Origin of the sequence: Pseudomonas sp. B22(2017) (genome assembly GCF_002113105.1) — a bacterium.
Taxonomy (GTDB): Bacteria; Pseudomonadota; Gammaproteobacteria; order Pseudomonadales; family Pseudomonadaceae; genus Aquipseudomonas; species Aquipseudomonas asiatica.
Genome location: NZ_NEJN01000003.1, coordinates 515,874 through 539,857, shown reverse-complemented (window position 1 = coordinate 539,857; position 23,984 = coordinate 515,874). Strand labels below are relative to the sequence as shown.

The window sequence follows — 23,984 nt, the reverse complement described above, 5'->3', positions numbered from 1 at the left end:
CTCCCACAGGTACAGTGCAGGCCTCGGGGCTTGTGCAATACCTGTGGGAGCTGGCTTGCCGGCGAAAGGGCCGCAAAGCGGCCCCAATTACCTCAGGCCAATTCCTCGGCCTGATGATCCTCACGCACAACCGCCTTCACCTCATCGCGACGGCTGATGAACTTCCAGTCCGCCTCGTCGATGTAGATGCCATTCGGCCCACTGCCACCTTCCAGGTCGATCGCCACGCGCGCCGACACCTGCGGCTTCACGCTCGCCAGGATCGGCACGAAGCCGAGCTGCAGGCTGGTCTCCAGCAGTGCAGCCTGGTTGCGTTCGTCGATGTCCGCCGCTTCGTCCAGGTAGTACGGCAGGCGGATACGCCCGGCCAGGTCGCGGTCCATCAGGTGCAGCAACAGGTACATGTTGGTCAGCGCCTTGATGGTCATGGTGGTGCCGTTGGATGCCGCGCCGTCGATGTCGGCATGGATCACCGGCTGGCCGTTGACCTTGGTGATCTCGAACGCCAGCTCGAACAGGTCCTTCAGGCCCAGCTGGTTGTGGTTGGCCGCCACCAGCCGTGCCAGGTATTCCTTGGCCTCTTCGTTCTTGTTGTCCTGCTCGGCGCTCTGGGTCAGGTCGAATACCGACAGGGTTTCGCCTTCTTCGTACTGACCGGCGCTGTGGATGATCTGGTCGATGTGCTTGAGCGCTTCCTTGTTCGGCGCCAGCACCACACGGAAGCTCTCCAGGTTGGATACCTGGCGCCTGTTGATCTCGCGGTTGAACAGCGCCAACTGGTGCTCGAGGCTGTCGTAGTCGCTGCGGATGTTGCGCAGGGTCCGGGCGATGTCGGTGACCGCTGCGCGGCGGGCCTTGGCCAAGGTCAAGGCTTCGTCGGTGCGGTGCGCGTAGGCATTCACCAGCAGCTGCAGTCGGCGCTCCATGTCGTCTTCGCTGTCGAACTTTGCCACGCCTTTCAGGCGTACCTGGGCGTACAGCGCCTCGATCTGGTTGTCCACGCGCTGCAGGCTCTGCCAGCTGTCCTGGTAGTCGTTGAGCAGTGGCAGCAGGTTGTCCATCGAGTCGTCGATGGCTTCCATATACGGCGTGCCGTAGGGCAGGTCGGCCGGCAGCAGCTGGCGACGGCGCAGGGCGTCTTCCAGGGTGCGCTGCTTGGCCTCGAGGTCGCCGATCTGCCGGCCGACCAGTTGCAGCTTGGCCGACAGTTGCTGGACGCGTTCGGTGAAGGCGTCGCTGGAGCGCTTGAGTTCGTCCTGGGCGGCTTCGAGCTGCGACAGCTGCTCCAGCTTCTCGGGCTCTTCGGCGGCCAGGGTTTCGCTGCGGCGGAAGTCTTCCAGCGCTTTCTGCGCGTCCAGTACTTCCTGGTACAGGGCCTCGGTCTGCGCCTTGGAGGCGGAGCGGTCGGCGGCCACGGCTTGCTGGGTCTTGAGCTGCTTCAGCTCTTTTTCCAGGCGCTCTTTCTGGTCACGCAGGGCGGCACGGTCGGCCAGGGCCTGCAGTGCCGGTGGGTCGATGTGCGACAGGTCGATGGACAGGCCCGGGGCTTCGAAGCGTTCGCCCTTGAAGCCGTCGAGCACCGCTTCCAGCGATTTTACCCACAGGTCGCTGTCGTCCAGTTCGATACCGCGCTCACCCAGCGGCAGGCTGAACAGCGCGCCATTGAACAGGCGCATCAGGCGGTCGACGTCCTGCTGCGAGAACTCTTCGCGCAGGCGGGCGTAGCTGTTGTTGTCGGCGTGGTCGAGCTGTTGCTTGACCTGCTTCAGGCGCTTTTCCAGGTCGCGGACGCGTTCGTCCAGGTCTTCGGCGCTGAACTGCCGCGACTGGGCCAGGGCGCCGGCCAGTTCGTCGTGGGCGTCCTTGGCCGCCAGCAGTTGCTGCTCCAGCACCTTGACGTCATCGACCAGGGCGAAGCGATGCTTGAGCACCGACAGCTCGCCCAGCCAGCGCTGGATACCGGTAATTTCACGCTCCAGGCGCATCAGTTCCTGAGTACCGCCGCGCTGGTCGTTCTGCAGGCGGTCCTGCTCGCCACGGTAGTGCTCGGCCTGGATCACCAGCTCTTCCTTGCGCGCCATGGCGTATTCCTGCCAGGTGCCCAGCAGGGTGTCGAGCACTGGTGAAATGCGGTGCAGCTTGCCGCGCAGGATGTCGCGCTGGGCCACGCCACCGGCCAGGGCCTCGACCAGCGGGCCGGCGGCGACCAGGGCGTTGTAGTCCTGTTCCATGCGGCGCACGTCGCGGAAGGCTTCCTCGCACGCGGCGATGTAGTCGACGCTGCCGGAGCGCAGGCTGTGCTCGAAGGCGTCGAGGAACAGCTGCTTGAGCTTGGCGGCGGTGATTTCGCGCATGTGCAGCAGGTTGATGAACAGCGCGCGGAAGGTTTTCAGGCTTTGCTCGCTGGTCGAGCGCAGCGGGATCATGGTCAGGTCCAGCGGCACCGAGGTGTGGCCACCGACCAGCAGACGACGCAGTTCGTCCGGCTTCAGCTCGTAGGCCTTGATCCCCAGGCGCTCGAGGTTGGTGAACAGCTCTTTCTGGCGCAGGCAGGTGTCGTTCTTCTGGTAGTGGGCCAGGTCCAGTTCGCCCTTGTAGGCAAAGAACTGGTGGCCGAAACCGCCGCCCGGGCCGCGGCCGACAACGCCGATGACGTGCGGGCCGTGGGGCAGGCTCAGTTCGCAGAGAATGTACGAGGTATCGCTGGCGAAGTAGAAGCGGCGCGACTGCTCGAGGCTGTACTTGCCGAAGCTCATGTCCGACATGCGCGCCAGGATCGGGAACTGCAGGGCGTTGATCGACGCCGATTTACCCAGGTTGTTGGCACCGTATACCGACAGTGGTTGCTCCAGCGGGAACAGGCCAAGGCTGTAGCCGGCGGTGTTGAGCAGTGCGAAGCGGCGGATGCCGTAGCGTTCCTGGCTCATGCGTCAATCTCCTGTTGCTCTTCGCGGATGGCCCGGGCCAGGGCTTCCTCTTCGCTTTCCTCGCCCTCGAAGGGGCTGAGGTCGAGCGGGTCGTCGGTGCGGTTGAGTTCTTCGGGGCTTTCTTCCTCGACCAGTACCGGGGTCGGCAGCGGCAGGTCGCTGTGCAGGGTGGCTGCCAGGTCGCGGTCCTGCTGCACGGCCAGGCACACGTCGAGGAAGCGATGCATCGGCGGCAGGAAGCGGTAGATGCCGCCTTCCTCGAAGGCGAAGCCGAGCTGGGTCATGCGGCGCAGGATTTTTTCTTCCAGCTCGTCCACGGTCTGCACTTCGGCCTGCAGGAACAGGTCGCGGTACTTGTCCAGCAGCGAGGGCAGTTCGTCACGGCCGATGCTGCCGCCATCGAGCACGGCCATCGGGTCGCGGCCCTGGTCGGCCAGGTGTTCGACCAGGATGAAGGTGAACAGCGACAGGCGCTGCGCGGTCTTGTTGACCTGCGCGGCGGTCATGTCCGGCACGAAGTAGTAGAACCCACGGGTGTCGCACACCAGTTCGAAGCCCAGGGCCTTGAACAGGGTGCGGTACTGGTCCTGGAAGTTCGACAGCTGGGCATACAGCTCGGGGTCGCGGCGGCTGACGTGGAAGCCTTTGAACAGCTCGCGGAAGATCGGCGCGAGCTGGGACAGTTCGGAAAGATCAAGATGCATGGGCTGGGCTCGCGTTGGATTCGGTAGGCGCGCTGGCGGCGTCTTCGCGGCTGGAGGTCAGGGCGAACGAGCGCAGGCTGACCAGGTGTTCCTGGGTGATGTACTCGCGGCGGTCGAGGCGTTCGCGCTTGAAGCGCTTTTCCCGCGACAGGCGCGAGAACCAGTACAGCAGCTCGTCGGTGGCGCCTTCGGGTTCCTGCTCCAGCAGCCAGACCATCAGGTCGGGCAGCGGCAGGGCCTGTTCGCAGCGTTCGGCCATTTCCTTGACCGTGCGCGGTGCGCGGGGCAGGGCGCCGGACTGGGTCTTGTGGGCCTTGGGGAAGCGCGCCGGCTTGGGCTCGAAGCGGGCCAGGGCGTAGACATAGGCCTCGACCTGGCTGGCGCTGCCGAGGAAGGTGCTTTGCGGGCGGGTGAACATCGGCATGGCCGCTTGCGGTACGGCGTCGATGCCCTTGCGCCGGATCACCGACAGGGCCAGTGCGGCGCCACGGGTCACGGCGTTGTGCCGGCGGGCTTCTTCACGCAGCGGCAGCAGCAATTCGCGGGCGTGGCGCAGGGTCAGCTGGGCGCTGGTCTGCATTTCCAGGATGCGCGCATGGGTGCGCAGCAGCATGTCGTCGTCGACCAGGTGGCCCAGGCGCGCCTGTTCGCCCAGCAGCTTCAGCAGCACGGTCTCGACCTTGCGCACGCCCTGTTCGAAGGCGCCGTCGGCGTTGACCAGCTGGATCATCGGCTCGACATACTCGTCCCAGGTCGCCAGTACTTCGGCATAGCGCTGGCGCAGCGGGATCTGGCGGTTGCTGGTCTTGGCCCGCTCGGCCACGGCCACCAGTGCCTGTTCGTCGTTGTCGAGCTTCTTCAGTACATCGCGCACGCGCATGTCGAGCAGGCGCAGCTGGCGCGCCAGGTCGTCGCTGTCGCGGTTGTCGAAGGCGTCCTGGATATGCCCGGCCAGGCGCTCCAGGTGGCGCAGGTAGGCTTCGATCTCCAGGCACAGGCCCAGCCGGTGTTCGCGGCGCAGGTAGGCGAGGAAGTCGTGGATCTGCGCGTTGAGCTCGAAACGGTTCGGGCTCTTGGCCACCGGGACCAGGATATCCAGGCGGATCCACACGTCGAGCAGCTGGGTGATGTCCTGCGGGGTGCTCTCGACCTGCTGGCGGGCCACATGCTGACGCAATTCGACCAGGCTCAGGGTGCCCTGGTCGAAACGCTCGCACAGCGGCTCGATCAGGGCCCAGTGTTCGGCTAGGGCGCGCAGGACGCGCTTGGGTTCGATCATTGGCTTCGACTCGTTGCCAAGAAAAAGGGGGCGATTGTACTGCATCCGGGGGGGAGGTTTTCACCCCTTGGTCTGTAATGGTGGAGTACGTCTTGGTTTTTGTGGTGCCTGTGAGATCGAGCGCCGCCCGCGCGGCGCTTCGCGGGGCGAGCCCGCTCCCACATTTGTTGCAACGTGCCGAACCTGACAGGCCATGGTTGCCAGCCTTGTTGGGCCGGCTGGACTTCAGGGCTGGCGCTGCTGCCGCCCCACTTGCCTCAAGCCGTGCACCAAGGCTGACAACACCTCTTTCACAGGCATGGCCACGTTGCAACAAATGTGGGAGCGGGCTCGCCCCGCGAAGCGCCGCCCGCGCGGCGCTCGGTCTGATAGGCGCTGCAAAAACCACGGCGTACACGTTAGAATCCCCTATTGTCTCCACCCCTCGGAAACCCGCCCCTTGCTCACCGAACCCCGTCGCCGCGCCTACCTTTCCGCCATGCAAGTGGTGCACTGGCTGCCGCGCGCCGAACTGCCGTTCGCCGCACCGTCGCGGCCCGAGCTGCTGCTGCCGGTGGCGCCGGTCGAGGACCTCGACTTCGACGTCAGGCCGGCACCGGCTGCCAACGAGGCGCCAGTCACCCCCCAGGCCCGCTCCGGCGAGCGGCCGAAAATCGAGATTCCGCGCCCGGGCAGTGCGCCCAAGCCGGCCGCCAAGCCTGTCGAGGCCGATGAGCAAGCCACGCCACCGCGCCCGGCCATGGTGCCACCCCCGCGCTTCTCGCTGCAGCTGCTACGAGCCGGCAGCTGCCTGCTACTGGTGGAGTTGGCCACCGGCCAGCCGTTCCAGAGCCGCGACCCGTCGTACCTGCTGCTCAAGGACATGCTGCGCGCCGCCGGCCTGCCCGACGCACCGCAGATCATCGGCGAGCCGGTGCGCTGGCCGCTGCTGGTGCGCGGCAACATGGACCAGGGCCCGGAGGCGGCGCGCGATTTTGTCCAGGGCTTTGTCCAGGCGCGCCTGGAGGACGCCCCGTGCACCTGCCTGTGGCTGGTCGGCCTGCCGGCGCTGCGCTTTGCCGCCAATGTCGACGGCGAAGCCTATTACCAAACCCTGAAGCTCGAGGGCCTGGGCGAAGCCTGGGCCTTGCCGGGCCTTGAACTGTTGATGGACGAGCCGCAGCGCAAGGCGGACGTCTGGAAAGCCATGCGCCAGCTGATGGCGCGCTGGAAGAGCGTTGAATGAGTGACTCGATCAGCTTCCGCCGGATGACCGAGGCGGATCTGGATGCCGTACTTAAGATCGAATATGCCGCGTTCAGTCATCCCTGGACTCGAGGGATCTTTCAGGATGCGCTCAAATCGTATGAAGTCTGGCTGATGTTCGACGGCCAGCAGCAGGTGGGCCATGGCGTGATCAACGTGATCATCGACGAGGCCCACCTGCTCAACATCACCGTCAAGCCGGAAAACCAGGGCCGCGGCCTGGGCCTGCGCCTGCTCGAGCACCTAATGGCCCGGGCCTACCAGCTCAATGGCCGCGAGTGCTTCCTGGAAGTGCGTGCCAGCAACCAGTCGGCCTATCGTTTGTACGAACGCTATGGTTTCAACGAAATCGGCCGCCGCCGCGACTATTACCCGGTTGCCGGCGGCCGTGAAGACGCCTTGGTGATGGCCTGCACCCTGCTCGAAGATTGAGCAGGGCGGGCTTCAATCACAGGTCCTGTGGCTGAGCCTCCATCGGCTTGGCCAGGTCGCGCAGGCTTCTGGTCACGCTGCCGGTATTGCATTTTGCCGCCGCCTGCTCCGGCGTGTACTTGCGAATGGTGCGGAAGAACAGCTCGCAGGTCTGTTTCTTCTGTGTAACCTGCCACTTGGTCGAGCAGGCATCCAGCGTCAGCTTGGCATCGGCCCGTTGATTGCGCCCCATCCCTGCCTGCCAGCAGGCTGCCGTCAGGTCCTGCCCCATCATTTTCAAGCCGGCAGCATCAGCTGCATCCTGGTTGCCGCCGTGGCTGTCCTTGTCTGCCGCATACCAGATGGCACTAGGGTGGTTGGCACCCAGTACCGGTACCTTGGCACCTGCCTGCGGGCTGATGCTGACCAGGCCCAGCACATTAACCTGCGGCCCGTACTGCTGCTGGATCCAGCTGCGTACCGGCGCGCCGAATGCCACCATCGGCAGAGGCCTGGCGGGGTTTTGCAGGGTCATCTCGCTGACCATGCGCACCTGGTAGTCCTTGAAGTAGCTGTAGGTTTCCTTCAGCGTTTCACCCGCGCTGGCGGGTGCGGCGATGGGAGCGATATCGATGATGGTCTGGTAGGCCGGGGTCTGGCTGGCGTCGACGCCGTTGAATGTCAACAGCTCAGCCCAGCGGTCGGTGGTGTTGGAGCGCAGGTAGTCCTGGGCCTGGGTCAGCGAGTAGTCCGGCGGGAAGTGCAGCAGTTCGATGCTGCGGCGGTTCTGCAGGGCCATGCCCAGCGGCAGGAACAGATACCAGTCGTAGGACCATTTGCCGTCCTCGTTCAGCCGGGTGGCCGCCTGATAGGCCAGTTCACCGCTGTCGAGCAGCTTGCGCAGGGGTTTTGCATAGTTGGCGGGTACGCCACTGATGTTTGCGTGCAGGCGATCGTTGTCGCGGCTTACATGCACCTGGGCCGCGGCATGGCCGTCGCGGCGTACGCTCTGTGTCAGATAGTGTTCTACGGTTTGCTCCAGGGTCCAGTCGCGATAACAGATCACGTGGCAGTTGTTGGGGAAGGCGAAAAGGCGGGTGACGCGCTGGGCGTCGCCCAGGTCGATTCGCGCATCGGCGGCTGCAAGGCCGCTGAAGGCCAGGGCGGCAAGGCTCGGTAATGCCATCTTGTGCATGCTTAACTCCTTGTTGGGCGCAGCCGTATTCGGCAGCGTGGCACATACTGTGGCAAGGGGAGCAGGGATGAAAAGGGCTGGATGGCTGCCGCTGGTGCTGGGCATGTTGGGTGCAGGAGCGCAGGCCGATGAGCGTGATATCTGGTTGTTCGCGCAATGGGCCGGGGACCATCAGACACGGCCATTTCGCGAGATGCTTGTGGATGCCCGTCTTTATGGCGTGGTGCCGATCCATCAGCTGCTGCGTTCGGCTTCGGACTGGAAGCTGTGCCACGCGTCCCCCTTCGCCGTGCCGCCCGCCAGCAACTGGCCGGCAGTGCGCTCGACGCTCTCGCTGATAAAGACGCTTCATGACCAGGGCATCCTGCGTCAGTTCGAGGTGGTTTCAGCCTATCGAGCCCCGCGTCTGAATGCCTGCGCCGGCGGGGCGGCCAACAGCGCCCATGCCCGGGCGTTCGCTGTCGATATCCTGCTGCCCGACTGGGCGGACCCCAACCCGCTGTGCCGGTTCTGGCAGCAATACGGCCAGGCCTGGAACATGGGCCTGGGGCGCTACCCCTCCGGGCGTATTCATGTGGATACCGCGGGTTACCGTACCTGGGGTAGTGACGGCCGTGCGGGTTCGTCGTTCTGTATCAAGCCCAGATGAGCCAGGCAGCTCCTGCATTCGCCCATCACCCACGTGGCGAAGCGCTGGCGCTTGCCGTCGTCTTCCAGCGGCAAGGGGCTGAGCAGGTGGTAGGCCGAGCCGTCACGCACGAAGCCGAACGGTGCCTGCAACTGCCCATTGTCGAGTTCGTCGCGCACCATGAGGGCTGAGGCCATGGCCAGGCCCAAGCCGGCGCTGGCGGCCTGAATCGACAGGTAAAAGTGCTGGTAGTCGCTGCGCTCGGTGTGCCGGACCTGTTGGCCGCTCAGGCGCAGCCAGTTGGGCCAGGCGCCGGGGCGGGTGGCGCTGTGCAGCAAGCGCTGGCCTTCGAGTTGGAGGGGGGCGGTGGGGTGGCAGACCGGGCCGATCCATTCGTCGCAGATCTTCTGGTTGTACAGCTGTTTGTCCCAGTGGAAGTCATCGCGGCGAATTGCCAGGTCGACACCACTACGTGCGAAGTCCAATGGCCCGCCAGCGGCCACCAGGTGCAACTGCAGGTCGGGATGGGCGGCGTGGAAGCGGGGCAGGCGCGGGATCAGCCAGCGCATGGCGATGGTCGGCTCGCACGACAGCACCAGTACGTTGTCGCGGGCCTGTTGTTGCAAACGCTGCACGGCGCCTTCGAGCTGCTCGAAGATCGCCTGGGTGGTGCCCTGCAAGGCACGGCCGGCAGGGGTGAGGAAAATGGCCCGGTTGCGGCGCTCGAACAACTCCACACCAAGGCTTTCTTCAAGCAGACGCACCTGGCGGCTGACTGCGCCATGGGTGACATGCAGGTGCTCGGCGGCGCGCACGAAGCTCTCGGTCTGGGCGGCTATGTCGAAGTAGCGGAAGGCGTTGAGTGGCGGCAGTTTCATGGCATTCCTGTTTGTCTGTGCCGGCCTCTCGCGGGTAAACCCGCACACAGGCGATGCGCCGCCCCTGTAGGAGCGGGTTTACCCGCGAAGAGGCCGACACAGGCGCTAGATATCTGTGAGGAAAGCTATCAGATTTACCTCACTATAAATCGATTTTTGCTGGGCTATAAGCTCTCGATAATGACCTGGTCTGTGCATTTCCATCGTCTATCGAGAGCCACCAGCATGACCGAACTCATTGCCGTCGCCCTGTTCACCCTGCTCGCCGTCATCAGCCCCGGTGCCGACTTCGCCATGGTCACCCGCAGCAGTTATGCACAGGGCCGCAAGGCCGGGCTGGCTGTTGCCGTAGGGATTGCCCTGGGGGTGCAGGTGCACGTCCTGTACACGGTGCTGGGCATCGCGGTGATCATCAGCCAGAGCCCGACCCTGTTCCTGGGCATGAAAGTGCTGGGTGCGGGTTACCTGGTCTACCTGGGTTTCCAGTCGCTGACCAACACCCGGCGTATCGGCCTCGACGGGGTTGCCGCATCAGCCACCAGCGTAACGCAGGCCCTGCGCACGGGCTTTCTGACCAACGCCCTCAACCCCAAGACCATGCTGTTCGTGATCAGTGCCTTCACCCAGGTGGTGCAACCGGGCGGCTCGTTGGTGCTGGATTTTGCCTACGGCGCTTTCATGTCCGTTGCCCACTGGCTGTGGTTCAGCCTGGTGGCGGTGTTCTTCTCCAGCGCGGCATTGCGCAAGGCGATGATCGAGCGGCAAAGGCTGGTGGACCGGGTAATCGGCCTGGCGCTGATCGGGTTGGGCCTGGCCGTGGCGGTGACCGGAATGCGTTGAGGTGGCAATTGCATGCCCTGTGCGGGAAGGGTGCAGGCCTGTGGTAATTTTCCGCAGGCGAAGAAAAAGGGCTTACCTTGCGGTAAGCCCTTCGTCTTGTTTGGTGGCTACACAGGGACTTGAACCCCGGACCCCAGCATTATGAATGCTATGCTCTAACCAACTGAGCTATGTAGCCGATGGCGCGCATTATTCTCTTGAACGGCCCCCCTGTCAACACTCATTTCAAAAAAAATTTGCACGCTTTCAAAAACTTAGCGGCCAGGCCCGGGTTCTGCCTTGCCCAACGGCATGTCACCGGCTTTCATCTGCCCGCTGCGCCAGCCACCGGCGGCTTTGAGGTCGGCTTTCCGTACCGGGCCGATATGCGCGCCATCGAAGGTTACCCGCTCACCCATCGATACCATGCGCTGTTCGCTGCCTTGGATAACCATGGCCTTGCCATGAGTACCACCAGTTCGTCATGGCCTGCATGGCGGGCGACCTGCAGGTGGGTACCGAACACCTGGATGCGCGCGTCGCCCACTGCTATTTCCATGGCCCTGCCGTCGAGCATCACTTCCAGGTATACCCGGCCCTGCACCAGGTGCAGTTGGCGCGTGCGGCCACGCAGGTCGGCGTTCATCGCACTGGCGCTGCCCAGGTGCAGGGTGGTGCCATCGGCCAGGCGGATGCTGCGGCGCTCACCTGCATCGGTATGCAGTTCGCTGCCCAGGCGCTGTATCAGCGGCCAGTACAGGTAGGCGGTAGCGGCCAGCCCCAGGAGGAACAATAGCGCCAGCCATTTGCCCAGATGGCTGCGGTGCGCGTTGATCTGCCGTGGACGGACGCGAACGGGCATTGGGCTCATGGGGTGGGTGTGCTCGCGATTAGGGCCGTTTCGCCCAACGATGACGGGTATTTTGGCCAAGGATGCTAATTATATTGAGAACCATTTTCAAGTGAGTCGCGGACAAAGGAAATAAAAGGTAGCTATGTATCTATTTGTTTTCCGATAATCGGATCCCAAAATACGGACGGAGATTCAGGCACATGGCTATCAGTAGCGCTTCCACGGCGCCCACCAGTGCGGCGGCGAGCCAAGCCACGCCGCTGGTGATGCGCATAATCGGTTTCTGCGCCCTGGCGCACCTGATCAATGACCTGATCCAGTCTGTGCTGCCGGCGATCTACCCGATGCTCAAGGCCAACTACGACCTGAGTTTCGCCCAGATCGGCATGATCACCCTGACGTTCCAGATCACCGCCTCGCTGCTGCAGCCTTGGGTCGGCTTCTTTACCGATCGCCGACCGGCACCGAACCTGCTGCCACTGGGCACCCTGTGTACTCTGGTGGGTATCGTGATGCTGGCCTTCGTCGGCAGCTTCCCGATGATTCTGCTGGCCTCGGCCCTGGTGGGTATCGGCTCGTCGACCTTCCACCCGGAAACCTCGCGTATTGCGCGCCTGGCATCGGGCGGGCGCTTCGGCCTGGCCCAGTCGACCTTCCAGGTCGGTGGCAACACCGGGTCGGCTCTGGGGCCGCTGCTGGCGGCAGCCATTGTCATCCCGTTCGGCCAGAGCCACGTGGCTTGGTTCGGCCTGGCTGCGCTGTTCTTTCTCGGCGTCACCCTGATGCTGCGTGGCTGGTACAAGGAGCACCTCAACCAAGCCAAGGCGCGCAAGGCTGTGCAGGCGACCCACGGCATTTCCCGCGGGCGGGTGGTGGCGGCGCTGATCATGCTGGGCCTGCTGGTGTTCTCCAAGTACTTCTACATGGCCAGCTTTACCAGCTATTTCACCTTCTACCTGATCGAGAAGTTCGATGTGTCGGTGGCCAGCTCGCAGCTGCACCTGTTCCTGTTCCTTGGTGCGGTGGCGGCGGGTACCTTCTTTGGCGGGCCGATCGGTGACCGCATCGGGCGCAAGGCCGTGATCTGGTTCTCGATCCTCGGCGTGGCGCCGTTCACCCTGGTGTTGCCGTATGCCGATCTGTTCTGGACCACCGTGTTGAGCGTGGTGATCGGCTTTATCCTGGCTTCGGCGTTTTCCGCGATCGTGGTGTATGCGCAGGAGCTGGTACCGGGCAGCGTGGGCATGATTGCCGGGATCTTCTTCGGGCTGATGTTCGGCTTTGGTGGCATCGGTGCGGCCTTGCTGGGGTATGTGGCGGACCTGCGTGGCATCGAGTACGTATACGAGGTGTGTTCGTTCCTGCCGTTGTTCGGGTTGCTGGCGGTGTTCTTGCCAAGTACCGGCAAGCGCTGAAAGATGCACAGAACCTGTAGGAGCAGCCTTGTGCTGCGAAGAGGCCATTACTGCCGAAGACAATTTGTTGTCTTGCCGGCCTCTTCGCAACACAAGGCTGCTCCTACAAGGGCCCGCGCAGGTCTGGAGAGCATGCAAGGCGGTTGCTCTCCGAAATTTGACGACTTGACCACCCTTGGCCTAGAGTCCGCCCTTTCTTCAACCACCTGCGTAGTAGTCAAAGCAATGTGCCGTACCCAGTCCCTGCCAAACGCCCGCCAGCCTGCCCTCCAGGCCCTGCGTCGTGCGTGGCCGAGCGACACGGTGCTCAAGCGTCGCCGCAGCGTGCTTTTTGCCTTCACCTTCTCGCCACACCTCGCCTGAACTGATCTGCGCTTTCGCGTCGCTCGCCGCCCTGGCGTGCGCGCCTGTGTCTGCACGTCTTTTCGGTTTGCAAGGAGTGGTACATGAACATGCGTTTGCTGGCGGGCCTGTTGTTCGCCGTTTCGGTCGTGGGTTTCAGTTTGGGGGCCAGCCTGCCGCTGGTGTCGTTGCGCCTGCATGAAGCCGGTGCGAGCACCCTGGAAATCGGCATCATCTCGGCCATCCCCGCTGCGGGCATGATGCTCTCGGCGTTCCTGGTCGACGCCTGCTGTCGCCACCTGACCCGGCGCACCATCTACCTGCTGTGCTTCAGCCTGTGCACGCTCAGCATTGCCTTGCTCGAGTCGGCGTTCGGCTCGCTGTGGCAGCTGGCGCTGTTGCGCCTGGGCCTGGGGCTGGGCATGGGTATCGCCATCATCCTCGGCGAGTCGTGGGTCAACGAACTGTGCCCGGAGCACAACCGCGGCAAGATCATGGCCCTGTACGCCACCAGCTTTACCGGCTTCCAGGTGCTCGGCCCGGCCATGCTGGCGGTGCTGGGCGCCGACAGCCCGTGGATCACCGGTGTGGTCACCGCCTGCTATGGCCTGGCGCTGCTGTGCATCGTGCTGACCGTACCCAACGACCATGTGGAACATGAAGAAGGTGAAAAGAGCTTCGGCCTGGCCGGCTTCTTCCGTGTGGCGCCGGCGTTATGCGTGGCGGTGCTGTTCTTCTCGTTCTTCGATGCCGTGGTGCTGTCGCTGCTGCCGGTGTATGCCACCAGCCATGGCTTTGCCGTGGGCGTGGCGGCGCTGATGGTGACCGTCGTGTTTGCCGGTGACATGTTGTTCCAGTTGCCGCTTGGCTGGTTGGCCGACCGGGTGGAGCGCACCGGGCTGCACCTGGTATGCGGGCTGCTGGCGATGGCGATCGGTATCGGCCTGCCCTGGCTGCTGAACCTGACCTGGTTGCTATGGCCGCTGCTGGTGCTGCTGGGCGCCGTGGCAGGCGGCATCTATACCCTGGCGCTGGTACTGATCGGGCAGCGCTTCAAGGGGCAGGACCTGGTTACCGCCAATGCCAGCGTGGGCTTGCTGTGGGGTGTGGGTAGCCTGGTCGGGCCGCTGGTCAGCGGTGCGGCGATGGATGTGGCGCCGCATGGTCTGCCCATCGCGCTGGCGCTGATGGCCGGGTTGTTCGTGTGCTTTGCCCGGCAGTCTTACCGGCGCACGGTGCGGTTGCGGGGCGATGGTGCCGAGCAATACCCTGCCAGGAATTAGCCGCGCAAGAATCGGCGTTTGTCCGATGAACGGCTGCGTTAAGCTGGGCCTGCAATCGACCCGTTGGAGGTGCCATGATCCTGTCCGACCTATCGCCTGAAGCCTACCGTGAGGCCACTGAATACCTTGCGGCGCTCGACCCGGACTGGTCGCGGCATATCGAGGCGACCGGGCCTTGCCTGCACCAGGCCACGCCGGGGCGTGAACCTTACGAAGTGCTGGTGCGAGCGATTGCCTACCAGCAGTTGCATGCCCGTGCTGCCGAGGCAATTCTGGGGCGGCTTTTGGCGCTGTTTCCGGAGGCCAGTTTCCCTGGGCCGGAACAGTTGCTGGCGGTTGCACCGCAAACCATGCGCGCCTGTGGTTTTTCCGCGAGCAAGATGGCGACGATCCAGGGTATTGCCCAAGGCCGGCTGGATGGCCTGGTGCCGAGCCGGGAAGAGGCACTGGCCATGGCTGACGAGGCGTTGATCGAACGGCTGGTGGCATTGCGCGGGGTAGGGCGGTGGACGGTGGAGATGTTGCTGATCTACAGCCTGGCGCGTTCGGACGTTCTGCCGGTCGACGATTTTGGCGTGCGCGAGGGTTATCGGCGGCTGAAGGGGCTGGACAAGGCGCCGACGCCGGCGCAAATGCGTTCGCTGGGTGGCGGCTGGCGCCCATACCGCACCGTGGCGGCCTGGTACCTGTGGCGGGCCTGAGGTTTTGCACTGCCTGTGCCGGCCCTTTCGCGGGCAAGCCCGCTCCCACAAGGATTCCACAGCCTTGAAAGGCTATGCAGTACCTGTGGGAGCGGGCAGGCCCGCGAAGAGGCCGGCACAGGCAACAACCTATCTGGACATTTACCAATGAACCCCTACACCACCCCCGACCAACGCTGGCAAGCCGTAGAATCCCGCGAAACCGCCGCCACCGGCCACTTCGTCTACGCCGTGCGCACCACCGGCATCTACTGCCACCCCGGCTGCAAATCGCGTCTTGCCAAGCGAACCAACGTCGAGTTCTACGACACCCCAGCTGCCGCCGAAACCGCCGGCTACCGCGCCTGCAAACGTTGCACCGCCACCACCAGCGCCACCCGCCACAGCCAGCTGGTCACCCGCGCCTGCCGCCTGATCGAAGCCATCGACCCGGCACCCAGCCTCGACCAACTCAGCGCCCAACTGGCCGTCAGCCCTTTTCACCTGCATCGCCTGTTCAAGGCCGAAACCGGTCTGACCCCCAAGGCCTATGCCACCGCTTTCCGTGCCCGGCGCCTGCGCGCCCACCTGGAAGATGGCCAGCGCTCTGTCACCGATGCCATCTATGACGCCGGCTATAACTCCAACAGCCGCTTCTACGAAAGCGCCGACCAGCGCCTGGGCATGCGTCCGCGGCAATACCGCGCCGGCGGCGCCGGGGCAACCATCCACTTCGCCCTTGGCCAATGCTCCTTGGGTGCCATCCTGGTGGCCCAGAGCGAGAAGGGCATTTGCGCGATCCTGCTGGGCGACGATCCCGAGGCCCTGCTGCACGACCTGCAGGACCAGTTCCCCAAGGCCCACCTGGTCGGCGGCGACAGTGCTTACGAACGGTTGGTCGCCGAGGTGGTGGGATTCGTCGAAGCACCCGCGCTGGGCCTGGCCTTGCCACTGGATGTGCAAGGCACTGCGTTCCAGGAGCGGGTGTGGCAAGCCCTGCGCGAGGTGCCGGCCGGCAGCCGGGTCAGCTACACCGACATCGCCGAGCGCATCGGCGCGCCCAAGGCGGTGCGTGCGGTGGCCATGGCCTGCGCGGCCAACCACATCGCCGTGGCCATCCCCTGTCATCGGGTGGTCCGCCGCGACGGCGACATCAGTGGCTACCGCTGGGGCATCGAGCGCAAACAGCAGTTGCTCAAACGAGAAACGGCACTCTCCTGATCGCGTGAAGCCGCGTAGAATCCTCCGCCAAATCGAATTGTAAAGAGGAATATTCGATGAGGCGTGTCAGCCTTGCCCGTTATTGTCCAGGCCTGATGGTTTTCATGGCCCTGATGCTTGCCATTGCCAGCCCGGCCTGGTCGGCCCCGGCCACGCCATTGTCCAATCTGGCGGTTGCCGAAGCGGACGTGCTGGATGAAAACGCCAGCATCGAGCAGTTGAGCGAGCGGCTGGACCAGATACGCCAGGGCGTTACCAGCGACGCCAATGATGATCTGCTTTCGCAGTTGCGCCTGGGCGCAATGCAGGTGCAGCGTCAGGCCGACGCGTTGACTGCCCTGCGCAGCACTGATGTTGAAAAAGTCGACGACAAGCTCAAGGTCATCGGCCCGGTCCAGCCGGACGAGGCGGCTACCCTGACCCAGCAGCGTAAAGCGCTGGAGGCCGAGAAGAAGGCCTTGGTGGCGCAGCGGGATCAGGCCTCCAAGCTGACCCAGTCGGCGCGCGACTTGTCCACGCAAATCGTCAACCTGCGCCGCAGCCAGTTCAACTCGCAGATCACCAGCCGCGCGGCCTCACCGCTGAGCCCGGCGTTCTGGCAGAGCATCATTCGCCCCACCCAGGACGATGTGGCACGCCTGCGTGACCTGCGTGGTGAGACGGCTGATGCCATCAGCAGTGCCTTCAGCGCTGAAAATCGCTGGCTGTTCATTACCAGCCTGGTAGCGGCAATCCTGGTCTGGACCTTGGTGCGCCGCGTGCTCGAGCGCCTTCTCGCCGGCGCCATGGTCAGCTGGCTGCCCGAAGGCCGCCTGCGCCGCAGTGCGCTGGCGCTGGGTGTCAGCCTGGCAACCTTGGGCACCATCGCCGGCTCGGTCTCGCTGCTGCGTTGGGGGCTGGAGAGCAGCGCCGAGTTGGGCGCCGATATCGCCAGCCTGGCCAATCATGTACTTGCCCTGGTGGTGTTCAGTGCCTTCATCACCGGCCTGGGCCGCGCCATGCTGATGCTGCAGCGCCCGTCCTGGCGCCTGCCACCTATTCACGATGAAGTGGCCAGCGCCCTGGGCTGGTTCCCCAAGGTGCTGGCGTTGGCGCTGATGGTCATGATGACCATGGAACGCATCAACAGCGTGATCGGTGCCAGCCTGGCGCTGACCGTGGCGGTCAACGGCCTGACCGCGCTGGTAGTGGCGTTCACCTTCGCCGGTGCGCTGCTGCGTTACCGCCGCACCCTGCGCAAGCATGACCTGGAGCGCCCCACAGGCCTGGCCGGGCTGATCCCGTTCGTGATGGTGATCTGGCTTACGTTGATCCTGCTGGCCTTGCTCGCCGGTTACCTGACACTCGCCTACTTCCTCACCGCCAAGCTGCTGTGGGTCAGCCTGGTGATTACCTGTGCCTACCTGCTGACCACGTTCTTTGGCGACCTCTGCGAAACCTTGCTGTCGCCCCGCCAGCCCGGCGGCCTGGCGCTGGCCTCGACCCTGGGCCTGGCGCCACGTCACCAGGCCCAGGCCAGCACCATCCTGGCCGGTATCGGCCGCACCGTGGTGCTGTTCCTGGCGTTGTTGCTGGCACTGATGCCGTCGGGCACCAGCCCCAGCGAACTGCTGTTGAGCCTGGGTGATTGGGACGAGACCGGCGGCAAGCTGCTGGGCAACATGAACATTGTCCCTCAGGACATTTTGCTGGCAGTGGTGATGTTCCTCGGCGGCCTGTTCGCCATCCGCGTGGTCAAGCGCTGGCTGAGCGATCGCCTGCTGCCGGAAACCGACATGGACGCCGGCATGCGTGCCTCGCTGGTGACTCTGGTGGGTTACCTGGGCTTTATCTTCCTGGCCATGCTGGTGATGTCGACCCTGCGCATCAACCTCACCAGCCTGACCTGGGTGGTCAGTGCCCTGTCGGTGGGTATCGGTTTCGGCTTGCAGCAGATCGTGCAGAACTTCATTTCCGGCCTGATCCTGCTGACCGAGCGCCCGGTCAAGGTGGGCGACTGGGTCAGCCTGGCGGGTGTCGAGGGCGACATTCGCCGTATCAACGTGCGCGCCACCGAGATCCAGATGTCCGACCGCTCGACGGTTATCGTGCCCAACTCGCAGTTCATCTCGCAGAACGTGCGTAACGTGACCATGGGCAACGCCCTGGGCGTGGTCGGCATTACCCTGACCATGCCGCTGGAGACCGATGCCAACCGCGTGCGTGAACTGCTGCTGGCGGCTTACCAGGAGCACGAGGCGATTCTGGATGCGCCGGCTACCTCGGTCACTTTCAAGGACCTGACCAGCAGCGGCATGGTGATAGGTGTGAGTGGTTACGTGGCGGGGCCGCGGCAGGTGTCCGGTACGCGCAGTGACCTGTTGTTCACCATCCTTGGGCGCCTGCGTGACGAGGGCATCCCCCTGTCGTCGCCGCAGAGCATGGTGTTGGTGCAGGAGGGCGCTCGCTCGGCTGACGAGTCGGTGTGAAGCCAATCGCCGGCAAGCCAGCTCCCACAGGTACTGCGTATGGCTTGAAGTCGACGCGGTCCTTGTGGGAGCTGGCTTGCCGGCGATTGGGCTGCAAGGCAGCCCCCTGCCTCAATGCTGCTTGGCCTGCCTGATCCTCAGCAAAATCACCAGCAACACCAACAGCACAGGCGGCGCCATGGCCAACAGCCCATCCCGCGCCGTCAGCCCCAACCCCAGCACATTCAGCCCGCCATACAGCAGCTTGAACAAGTTCAGCAGGTAGTAGGTGATGGCAATGATCGACAGCCCCTCCACCGCCCGTTGAATCTTCACCTGGGCATCAGCCCGGGCATTGAGGCTGCGCAGGATCTCGGCGTTCTGCTCTTCCATTTCCACCTGTACCCGCGCCTGCAACAGGTCGCCCAGGTTGGCCACATTCTTTGCCAGCTGCTCCAGGCGCTGCTCGGTGGCCGCGCAGTAGCGCACGGTCGGCTTGAACCGGCGTTCGATGAAAACCCCCAGGCGCTGGCAGTCGCCCACATGGCTTTCCCGCAGCTCGCCCAGGCGTTCGAACACCAGTTGCGCATAGGCTTGCGTGGCGCCGAAGCGGTGGCGGGTTTTCACCGTACGGCTGACCACCTGGCGTGACAGGTGGGCAATGGCTTCCAGCAAGCCTTTGGAATCATGGTCATCGACACCGGCACTTCGCTCCGAGAGGTTGACCAGGGTCTTGTCGAAGGCATCCAGTTCCTGGCTCAGGTCCTTGGCCGTGGTCAGGGTCAGCGAGGCCATCATGCGGTAGGTCTCGATCTCCAGCAGACGGCGGATCATGCGGCCCTGGCGGTAGGCATTGAGGCGACGGTTGATGAACAGGAAGCGGTTGGTGCCGTCTTCGGTCAGGCGAAAATCGCTCCACACCACCGCATCGCCACCGCCGACGCAGGAGCCGCACGGGTCCTTGAAACCGTAGTGGGGCAGGTCCAGTTCCTGTTCGTCACGGACCAGCACCTGCACCGCGTTGATCACCTGCGCCGCTTGCGGGGCGATAGCCTCGGCCAGCACCGGCGGCAGCGTCTGCCACTCGGTATCGGCGGCAGTGCAGGGCACCACCAGGGTCAGGGTGAAGAACTCGGTGTGCCGTTCCCACTTGAACGGATGGCCATCCAGGCGGGTGATGCCTTGGGCGGCAGCGGTGTCCAGGGCATCCGGGCAGCAGCGTTGCAGCAGTGCCGCACAGGCAGCATCGCCGCCGAGCAAGGCCAGGTGGAAGACATGCGCCGGGCCGTCGAAATACAGTGACGGGCGGGCGTGCAGCTCGTTGTGCAAGGCGGTGCGTTGAGGGTGCATGGGTGGTCCGGCCTGGTGTTGTGATTGTGGGGGTACCAGGAAGTGGGACTTTGCGGGGGGAGGGGAAAGTCACGCGGGCGCAGAGTTTTGTGTCGCCTGTGCCGGCCTCTTCGCGGGCAAGCCCGCTCCCACAGGTAGCGCGCTGCCCTTCAGGCCTGCGCCGCAAAGAAGTCCCGGTATCATTACTGTTCGGTTTTTTCAGCGAACAGCTGATCTGCGATTTGCTTCCCTCGTTCCATGCCTTCAGGTGTCAACCGAACTGATTTCGCCTTGCCCCGCGGTTGAGTAATAAAGCCTTGCTCATGCAGATTGTTCATTACCTCGAAGTCAAAACCTTTCCAGGCACTGCCTCCGTTGAAGCTGAAGGTGGCTAACAGGGCAAGTACAGCTTCTTCGATCAACTTGTCGTCATAGGTCATGATCTCGGCCTCGTTCAGTGCTGCATCTATGTGTCGCTGCCAGCGACATGTTTGCCAAACGTGTTCTCGAAATGGCTTTTTTGCGACATATCCTGTGAAGCCTGTACCGGCCTTTTCGCGGGCAAGCCCGCTCCCACAGGTACGGTGCTGCCCTTCAGGCCTGCGCTATCCCTGTGGGAGCGGGTTTACCCGCGAAGAGGCCGGTGAGCCCGGCATCAATTCCAGGCCTTATTCGCGGTTCAACAGCAACTGGTTGAGCGCCCGGGTCATTTGTACGTTATGCACAGTATTGACCAACAACCCGATGCCCGGTTCGCCAGCGTTGGCGCAGATGTATTCGTCGAGGGTGTCCTCGATGCCAAGCAGCAACTGCGAGACGTATCGCAGTGCCACGGGTGAGGGCAGGTCGTTGTTGATGGAGTAGAACGGGCGGGAGCCAGGTTTTACAGGTGGATCGGGCACAAGTTTATTCATTGCGTTTCCCTAGGTCGGTCAGGAGCTACCACCTCATTCCCTCTCACAGGATCGGGTGGCAGCCGTACGCGGGGTGAGAGACCGGAGACCTAGGAACCCGGCCAGGACCAAGCCTGCCCGCGCACAGCTACCGTTGAGGTTGCAACCAGATCAGCACGGGCTCTCACACCCGGTCGCCATTTTTGACGACCCAGGGAAATTAGCCCTGATGCTCCTGTTCAACAACAGAGAAACGGCTGCGGCGCGGGTAGGATAATTCCCAAGCTACTTCCAGCTGAAGCATTTGGTTTCAGGTTGGGAAAAGTCTTACATCTGAGGGGCCAAGGCGAGGGCTTCGCCCTCGATCGCCGGTAAGCCAGCTCCCACAGCGATGGCACATGGCTTGCCGGCGAAAGGGCCGCAAAGCGGCCCCGGAAATCTCAACCCAGACAGCGCGTCACATGCTTGACCGACTGGTAGGCCGACAACCCCCAAGGCCCCAGCTCACGCCCGATCCCGCTACCCTTGGTACCACCCCACGAGGTCTCGACGAACACCGCCTGCACCGAGTTGATCCACACATGGCCAACCTCCAGCGCATCGGCCACCCGCTCGGCGCGCTCCAGGTCGGCGGAGCACACCGTAGCCACCAGCCCGAAGCGGCTATCGTTGGCCTCGGCAATCGCCTGTCCCTCGGTCGCAAAGCGACGCGCGCACAGCACCGGGCCAAAGATTTCCTCGGTCCACAGGCGGCTGTCTTTCGGCACATCGGCATACAGCGTCGGGCTGACGAACCAGCCATCCCGGTCCAGCGCCTTGCCACCGGCCAGGCACTGCAGGCCTTCTTCCCGCGCCGTGGCAAAGTAGCCGGCCACCTTCAGCCACTGCGCCTGGCTGGTCAGCGGCCCCATGTCGACCTCTTCGGTCAATGGATTACCGACCCGTAGCTGTTCCAGTGCCACCTGCAAGCGCGGCAGCAATGCATCGGCAATGCCGTCCTGCACCAGCAGCCGCGAAGTGGCCGAGCACATCTGCCCGGCGTTCCAGGTAATGCCGGCGACGATCCACTCCACCGCCTGGCCCACGTCGCAATCATCGAACACCACGATCGCCGATTTGCCGCCCAGCTCCAGCGTCACAGGCCGGCACTGCGCCGAAGCGCTGCGCATTACCTGGCTGCCGACACTATTGCTGCCGGTGAACGACAGCTTGTCCAGGCCATTGTGGTTGCTCAGTGCAGCGCCGGTCTCGGCCTTGCCGTTGACGATGTTCAGCACCCCGGCCGGCAGCCCCAGGGCATCGGCGATCTGGCCGTAGGCCTGTTCGATCAGTGGGGTGACTTCCGACGGCTTGAGCACCACGGTGCAACCGGCGGCCAGGGCCGGGGCGAGCTTCCAGGCGCTGGTCACCAGCGGGAAATTCCACGGCACGATCAGGCCGACCACGCCCACCGGTTCCAGGCGGGTACGAGCACTGAAGCCAGGCGCAGCCAATGGCACATCACGGTTCTTCGATGGCAGTTGCTCGGCCAGTTCGGCGTAGTAGCCGAAGGTGGCGATGGCGTCGTCCAGGTCGATTTCCGCCTCGTGACGTGGCTTGCCGTTGTTGCGCATCTGCAAGGCGATCAACGCTTCACGGCGCTGCCCGAGCTGTTCGGCAAAGCCGCGCAGGTAGGCGGCGCGTTCGCTGGCGCTGGTGTTTTTCCAGGCGGGCAGGGCGCCACGGGCAGCGGTCACGGCCTGGTCTACCTGGGCGACGCTGGCGGCCATCAGTTCGGCAAACGGTTGCCCAAGGGCCGGGTCATTGACGCTGATGCAGTCGCTGCCCTGGCCTTCGACCCAGCGGCCGGCAATGTAGTGGGAAGTGGTCATGGTCGGTTTCCAGTCAGGCCATTTCGGCGGTGGTTACCGGCGTGTGCGCGGTGCTTTTGCAACGCACCCAACGCGGGCCCTGGGGGCCATACACGCCGGCAGGTTCGGGGAACAGGTTGAGCAGCAGCAGGTACAGCACGCCGGCCAGCCCCAGGGTGACCGGCAGGCTCAGGTCGATGCCGCCGGCCAGGTCGCCCAGTGGGCCGACGAACTGCCCTGGCAGGTTGACGAAGCACAGGCCCACCGCCGCGCTGGGTATCCACGCCCCCATGCCGCGCCAGTTCCAGCCATGCAGGAACCAGTAGTGGCCGCCACGCTGGCCGCGGGTGAACACCTGCAGATCGTCGGCATGGTAGAAGCCGCGGCGGGTGATCAGGCCGAGGATCATGATCACCATCCACGGGCTGGTGCAGGTGATGATCAGCACGGCGAAGGTCGACACGCTCTGCACCAGGTTGAAGGTGAAGCGGCCGACGAAGATGAAGCCGATCGCCAGCACGCCGATCAGCAGTGTGGCGCCGGCACGGCTGAGCAGGCGTGGGAACACGCTGGACATGTCCAGGCCGGTGCCGTACAGCGCCGTGGTGCCGGTGGACATGCCGCCGATCACCGCAATCAGGCACACCGGCAGGAAGAACCAGCTTGGCGCCACCGCCAGCAGGCCACCGACGTAGTTGTTGGCGGCGATGTAGTCCGGTGCCTGGGTGGCCACCAGGGTGGCGGTGCACAGGCCGAACAGGAACGGGATCAGTGTCGCGCCCTGGGCCGCGATCACCGCCAGCATGATGCGCGCCTTGGGCGTTTCACGCGGGATGTAGCGCGACCAGTCGCCGAGGAATGCACCGAACGACACCGGGTTGCTCATGGCCAGGATCGCCGCACCGACGAATGCCGCCCAGAAGCCCGCCTGGCCGAGGTTTACGCTGCCCGCATAACCGGCGTCGAACGGCCCGGCAAAGGCAACGATGCCCAGCAGGAACAGCAGGCTCGAGGCCCACACGGCAATCTTGTTGACCCACAGCATGAAGCGGAAGCCGAAGATGCACACCACCAGCACCAGCACCGCGAACAGGCCATAGGCCAGGCCCAGGGTCAGGTCGGTTTCCGGCAGGCCGGCCAGGCGCTTGGCGCCGCCGACCAGGGCGTCGCCCGAGCTCCACACCGACAGCGAAAAGAACGCCACCGCGGTGAGCAGCGACAGGAACGAACCGACGATGCGCCCGTGCACGCCAAAGTGCGCCCCAGACGACACCGCGTTGTTGGTGCCGTTGAGCGCGCCGAACAGGCCCATGGGCGCGAGGATCAGCGCGCCCACGCCGACGCCGAGCAGGATCGCCCACACGCCGGCCTGGAACGACAGCCCGAACAGCACCGGGAAGCTGCCCAGCACGGCCGTGGCGAAGGTATTGGCGCCGCCGAAGATCAGGCGGAACAGGTCCAGCGGGGAGGCGTCGCGTTGATCGTCGGGGATCTGTTCGACGCCGTTGGTCTCGATACCGGTCGAGTGGCTCATGGTGATGCTCCAGCGCGGTTGTTGTGGGCCGGCGCAGTACGCAGGCCTTAT

General features: G+C 64.3%; 19 protein-coding genes, 1 tRNA gene and 1 pseudogene. 9 read left to right on the top strand and 12 right to left on the bottom strand.

The genetic code is table 11. From position 1 onward, the window contains the following. Window positions 1-92: 92 nt before the first annotated feature. The 3 genes from mksF to mksB are packed head-to-tail and all read right to left on the bottom strand — an operon-like array spanning window position 93 to window position 4,910. Window positions 93-2,927, bottom strand: coding sequence for an Mks condensin complex protein MksF (mksF, locus tag CAG18_RS10095; protein ID WP_085720829.1), 2,835 nt, complete (start codon window positions 2,925-2,927; stop codon window positions 93-95). Continuing rightward, entirely contained in the window at window positions 2,924-3,631 is a 708-nt protein-coding gene (gene mksE, locus CAG18_RS10090; protein ID WP_013970824.1) for an Mks condensin complex protein MksE, read from the bottom strand. Before mksE ends, mksF begins: the two co-directional genes overlap by 4 nt. Continuing rightward, entirely contained in the window at window positions 3,621-4,910 is a 1,290-nt protein-coding gene (mksB, locus tag CAG18_RS10085; protein ID WP_024086237.1) for an Mks condensin complex protein MksB, read from the bottom strand. Before mksB ends, mksE begins: the two co-directional genes overlap by 11 nt. Before the next feature lie 439 nt (window positions 4,911-5,349). Between mksB and CAG18_RS10080 the strand changes: the two genes are divergently transcribed. Continuing rightward, window positions 5,350-6,135, top strand: coding sequence for a hypothetical protein (locus CAG18_RS10080; RefSeq protein WP_041506271.1), 786 nt, complete (start codon window positions 5,350-5,352; stop codon window positions 6,133-6,135). Beyond that, a complete protein-coding gene (rimI, locus tag CAG18_RS10075; protein WP_003256329.1) occupies window positions 6,132-6,587 on the top strand; it encodes a ribosomal protein S18-alanine N-acetyltransferase in 456 nt (151 codons plus the stop codon). The genes CAG18_RS10080 and rimI overlap by 4 nt, the downstream gene beginning before the upstream one ends. A 16-nt stretch (window positions 6,588-6,603) precedes the next feature. Here rimI and CAG18_RS10070 read toward each other — a convergent pair whose 3' ends face one another. Then, the gene (locus tag CAG18_RS10070) at window positions 6,604-7,761 is read right to left on the bottom strand and encodes a hypothetical protein (RefSeq protein WP_015268904.1); all 1,158 of its coding nucleotides are present in this window, start codon (window positions 7,759-7,761) and stop codon (window positions 6,604-6,606) included. A gap of 67 nt (window positions 7,762-7,828) precedes the next feature. On the opposite strand from CAG18_RS10070, the gene CAG18_RS10065 reads away from it, so the two are divergent. Continuing rightward, window positions 7,829-8,410: a D-Ala-D-Ala carboxypeptidase family metallohydrolase gene (locus tag CAG18_RS10065; protein WP_085720828.1), complete on the top strand. Its 582-nt coding sequence runs from the start codon at window positions 7,829-7,831 to the stop codon at window positions 8,408-8,410. Here CAG18_RS10065 and CAG18_RS10060 read toward each other — a convergent pair. After that, entirely contained in the window at window positions 8,350-9,267 is a 918-nt protein-coding gene (locus CAG18_RS10060) for a LysR substrate-binding domain-containing protein (RefSeq protein WP_085720827.1), read from the bottom strand. The genes CAG18_RS10065 and CAG18_RS10060 overlap by 61 nt on opposite strands. Window positions 9,268-9,492: 225 nt before the next feature. Here CAG18_RS10060 and CAG18_RS10055 point away from each other — a divergent pair, with 225 nt between their 5' ends. Then, window positions 9,493-10,107: a LysE family translocator gene (locus tag CAG18_RS10055; protein ID WP_085720826.1), complete on the top strand. Its 615-nt coding sequence runs from the start codon at window positions 9,493-9,495 to the stop codon at window positions 10,105-10,107. Between the two features lie 101 nt (window positions 10,108-10,208). Here CAG18_RS10055 and CAG18_RS10050 read toward each other — a convergent pair. Both CAG18_RS10050 and CAG18_RS10045 read right to left on the bottom strand, forming a co-directional pair. Next, window positions 10,209-10,285: transfer RNA gene (locus tag CAG18_RS10050), tRNA-Met, on the bottom strand. 100 nt (window positions 10,286-10,385) lie between these two features. After that, window positions 10,386-10,957 (bottom strand): annotated as a pseudogene (locus CAG18_RS10045) (FecR family protein); the annotation flags it as partial. A gap of 182 nt (window positions 10,958-11,139) precedes the next feature. On the opposite strand from CAG18_RS10045, the gene CAG18_RS10040 reads away from it, so the two are divergent. The 5 genes from CAG18_RS10040 (at window position 11,140) to CAG18_RS10020 (ending at window position 18,348) form a co-directional block, all read left to right on the top strand. Continuing rightward, window positions 11,140-12,354: an MFS transporter gene (locus CAG18_RS10040; protein ID WP_085720825.1), complete on the top strand. Its 1,215-nt coding sequence runs from the start codon at window positions 11,140-11,142 to the stop codon at window positions 12,352-12,354. Between the two features lie 446 nt (window positions 12,355-12,800). After that, a complete protein-coding gene (locus CAG18_RS10035; protein ID WP_023661336.1) occupies window positions 12,801-13,979 on the top strand; it encodes an MFS transporter in 1,179 nt (392 codons plus the stop codon). A 74-nt stretch (window positions 13,980-14,053) separates the two neighbouring features. Beyond that, window positions 14,054-14,680: a DNA-3-methyladenine glycosylase gene (locus tag CAG18_RS10030; RefSeq protein WP_015268911.1), complete on the top strand. Its 627-nt coding sequence runs from the start codon at window positions 14,054-14,056 to the stop codon at window positions 14,678-14,680. A gap of 147 nt (window positions 14,681-14,827) precedes the next feature. Continuing rightward, window positions 14,828-15,880: a bifunctional DNA-binding transcriptional regulator/O6-methylguanine-DNA methyltransferase Ada gene (ada, locus tag CAG18_RS10025; protein WP_015268912.1), complete on the top strand. Its 1,053-nt coding sequence runs from the start codon at window positions 14,828-14,830 to the stop codon at window positions 15,878-15,880. A 56-nt stretch (window positions 15,881-15,936) separates the two neighbouring features. Then, window positions 15,937-18,348, top strand: coding sequence for a DUF3772 domain-containing protein (locus tag CAG18_RS10020; protein ID WP_085720824.1), 2,412 nt, complete (start codon window positions 15,937-15,939; stop codon window positions 18,346-18,348). A gap of 111 nt (window positions 18,349-18,459) precedes the next feature. On the opposite strand, the gene CAG18_RS10015 is transcribed toward CAG18_RS10020, so the two are convergent. The 5 genes from CAG18_RS10015 to CAG18_RS09995 all read right to left on the bottom strand — a co-directional run bounded on the left by CAG18_RS10015 (window position 18,460) and on the right by CAG18_RS09995 (window position 23,933). Further along, a complete protein-coding gene (locus CAG18_RS10015; protein ID WP_054572310.1) occupies window positions 18,460-19,677 on the bottom strand; it encodes a DUF3422 domain-containing protein in 1,218 nt (405 codons plus the stop codon). A gap of 182 nt (window positions 19,678-19,859) precedes the next feature. After that, a complete protein-coding gene (locus CAG18_RS10010; RefSeq protein ID WP_085720823.1) occupies window positions 19,860-20,096 on the bottom strand; it encodes a DUF6429 family protein in 237 nt (78 codons plus the stop codon). Between the two features lie 228 nt (window positions 20,097-20,324). After that, window positions 20,325-20,570: a hypothetical protein gene (locus tag CAG18_RS10005; protein ID WP_102083596.1), complete on the bottom strand. Its 246-nt coding sequence runs from the start codon at window positions 20,568-20,570 to the stop codon at window positions 20,325-20,327. Between the two features lie 419 nt (window positions 20,571-20,989). Beyond that, window positions 20,990-22,420, bottom strand: a complete 1,431-nt coding sequence (locus tag CAG18_RS10000; RefSeq protein WP_085720821.1) for an aldehyde dehydrogenase family protein — start codon at window positions 22,418-22,420, stop codon at window positions 20,990-20,992. A 13-nt stretch (window positions 22,421-22,433) separates the two neighbouring features. Continuing rightward, window positions 22,434-23,933, bottom strand: coding sequence for a cytosine permease (locus CAG18_RS09995; protein WP_046616768.1), 1,500 nt, complete (start codon window positions 23,931-23,933; stop codon window positions 22,434-22,436). Window positions 23,934-23,984 lie beyond the last annotated feature (51 nt).

Excerpts from the sequence above, each read along its gene's own strand:
- mksF (WP_085720829.1), bottom strand. The coding sequence starts at position 2,927 with ATGAGCCAGGAACGCTACGGCATCCGCCGCTTCGCACTGCTCAACACC.
- mksE (WP_013970824.1), bottom strand. The coding sequence starts at position 3,631 with ATGCATCTTGATCTTTCCGAACTGTCCCAGCTCGCGCCGATCTTCCGC.
- mksB (WP_024086237.1), bottom strand. The coding sequence starts at position 4,910 with ATGATCGAACCCAAGCGCGTCCTGCGCGCCCTAGCCGAACACTGGGCC.
- rimI (WP_003256329.1), top strand. The coding sequence starts at position 6,132 with ATGAGTGACTCGATCAGCTTCCGCCGGATGACCGAGGCGGATCTGGAT.
- CAG18_RS10070 (WP_015268904.1), bottom strand. The coding sequence starts at position 7,761 with ATGCACAAGATGGCATTACCGAGCCTTGCCGCCCTGGCCTTCAGCGGC.
- CAG18_RS10065 (WP_085720828.1), top strand. The coding sequence starts at position 7,829 with ATGAAAAGGGCTGGATGGCTGCCGCTGGTGCTGGGCATGTTGGGTGCA.
- CAG18_RS10060 (WP_085720827.1), bottom strand. The coding sequence starts at position 9,267 with ATGAAACTGCCGCCACTCAACGCCTTCCGCTACTTCGACATAGCCGCC.
- CAG18_RS10055 (WP_085720826.1), top strand. The coding sequence starts at position 9,493 with ATGACCGAACTCATTGCCGTCGCCCTGTTCACCCTGCTCGCCGTCATC.
- CAG18_RS10040 (WP_085720825.1), top strand. The coding sequence starts at position 11,140 with ATGGCTATCAGTAGCGCTTCCACGGCGCCCACCAGTGCGGCGGCGAGC.
- CAG18_RS10035 (WP_023661336.1), top strand. The coding sequence starts at position 12,801 with ATGAACATGCGTTTGCTGGCGGGCCTGTTGTTCGCCGTTTCGGTCGTG.
- CAG18_RS10030 (WP_015268911.1), top strand. The coding sequence starts at position 14,054 with ATGATCCTGTCCGACCTATCGCCTGAAGCCTACCGTGAGGCCACTGAA.
- ada (WP_015268912.1), top strand. The coding sequence starts at position 14,828 with ATGAACCCCTACACCACCCCCGACCAACGCTGGCAAGCCGTAGAATCC.
- CAG18_RS10020 (WP_085720824.1), top strand. The coding sequence starts at position 15,937 with ATGAGGCGTGTCAGCCTTGCCCGTTATTGTCCAGGCCTGATGGTTTTC.
- CAG18_RS10015 (WP_054572310.1), bottom strand. The coding sequence starts at position 19,677 with ATGCACCCTCAACGCACCGCCTTGCACAACGAGCTGCACGCCCGCCCG.
- CAG18_RS10010 (WP_085720823.1), bottom strand. The coding sequence starts at position 20,096 with ATGACCTATGACGACAAGTTGATCGAAGAAGCTGTACTTGCCCTGTTA.
- CAG18_RS10005 (WP_102083596.1), bottom strand. The coding sequence starts at position 20,570 with ATGAATAAACTTGTGCCCGATCCACCTGTAAAACCTGGCTCCCGCCCG.
- CAG18_RS10000 (WP_085720821.1), bottom strand. The coding sequence starts at position 22,420 with ATGACCACTTCCCACTACATTGCCGGCCGCTGGGTCGAAGGCCAGGGC.
- CAG18_RS09995 (WP_046616768.1), bottom strand. The coding sequence starts at position 23,933 with ATGAGCCACTCGACCGGTATCGAGACCAACGGCGTCGAACAGATCCCC.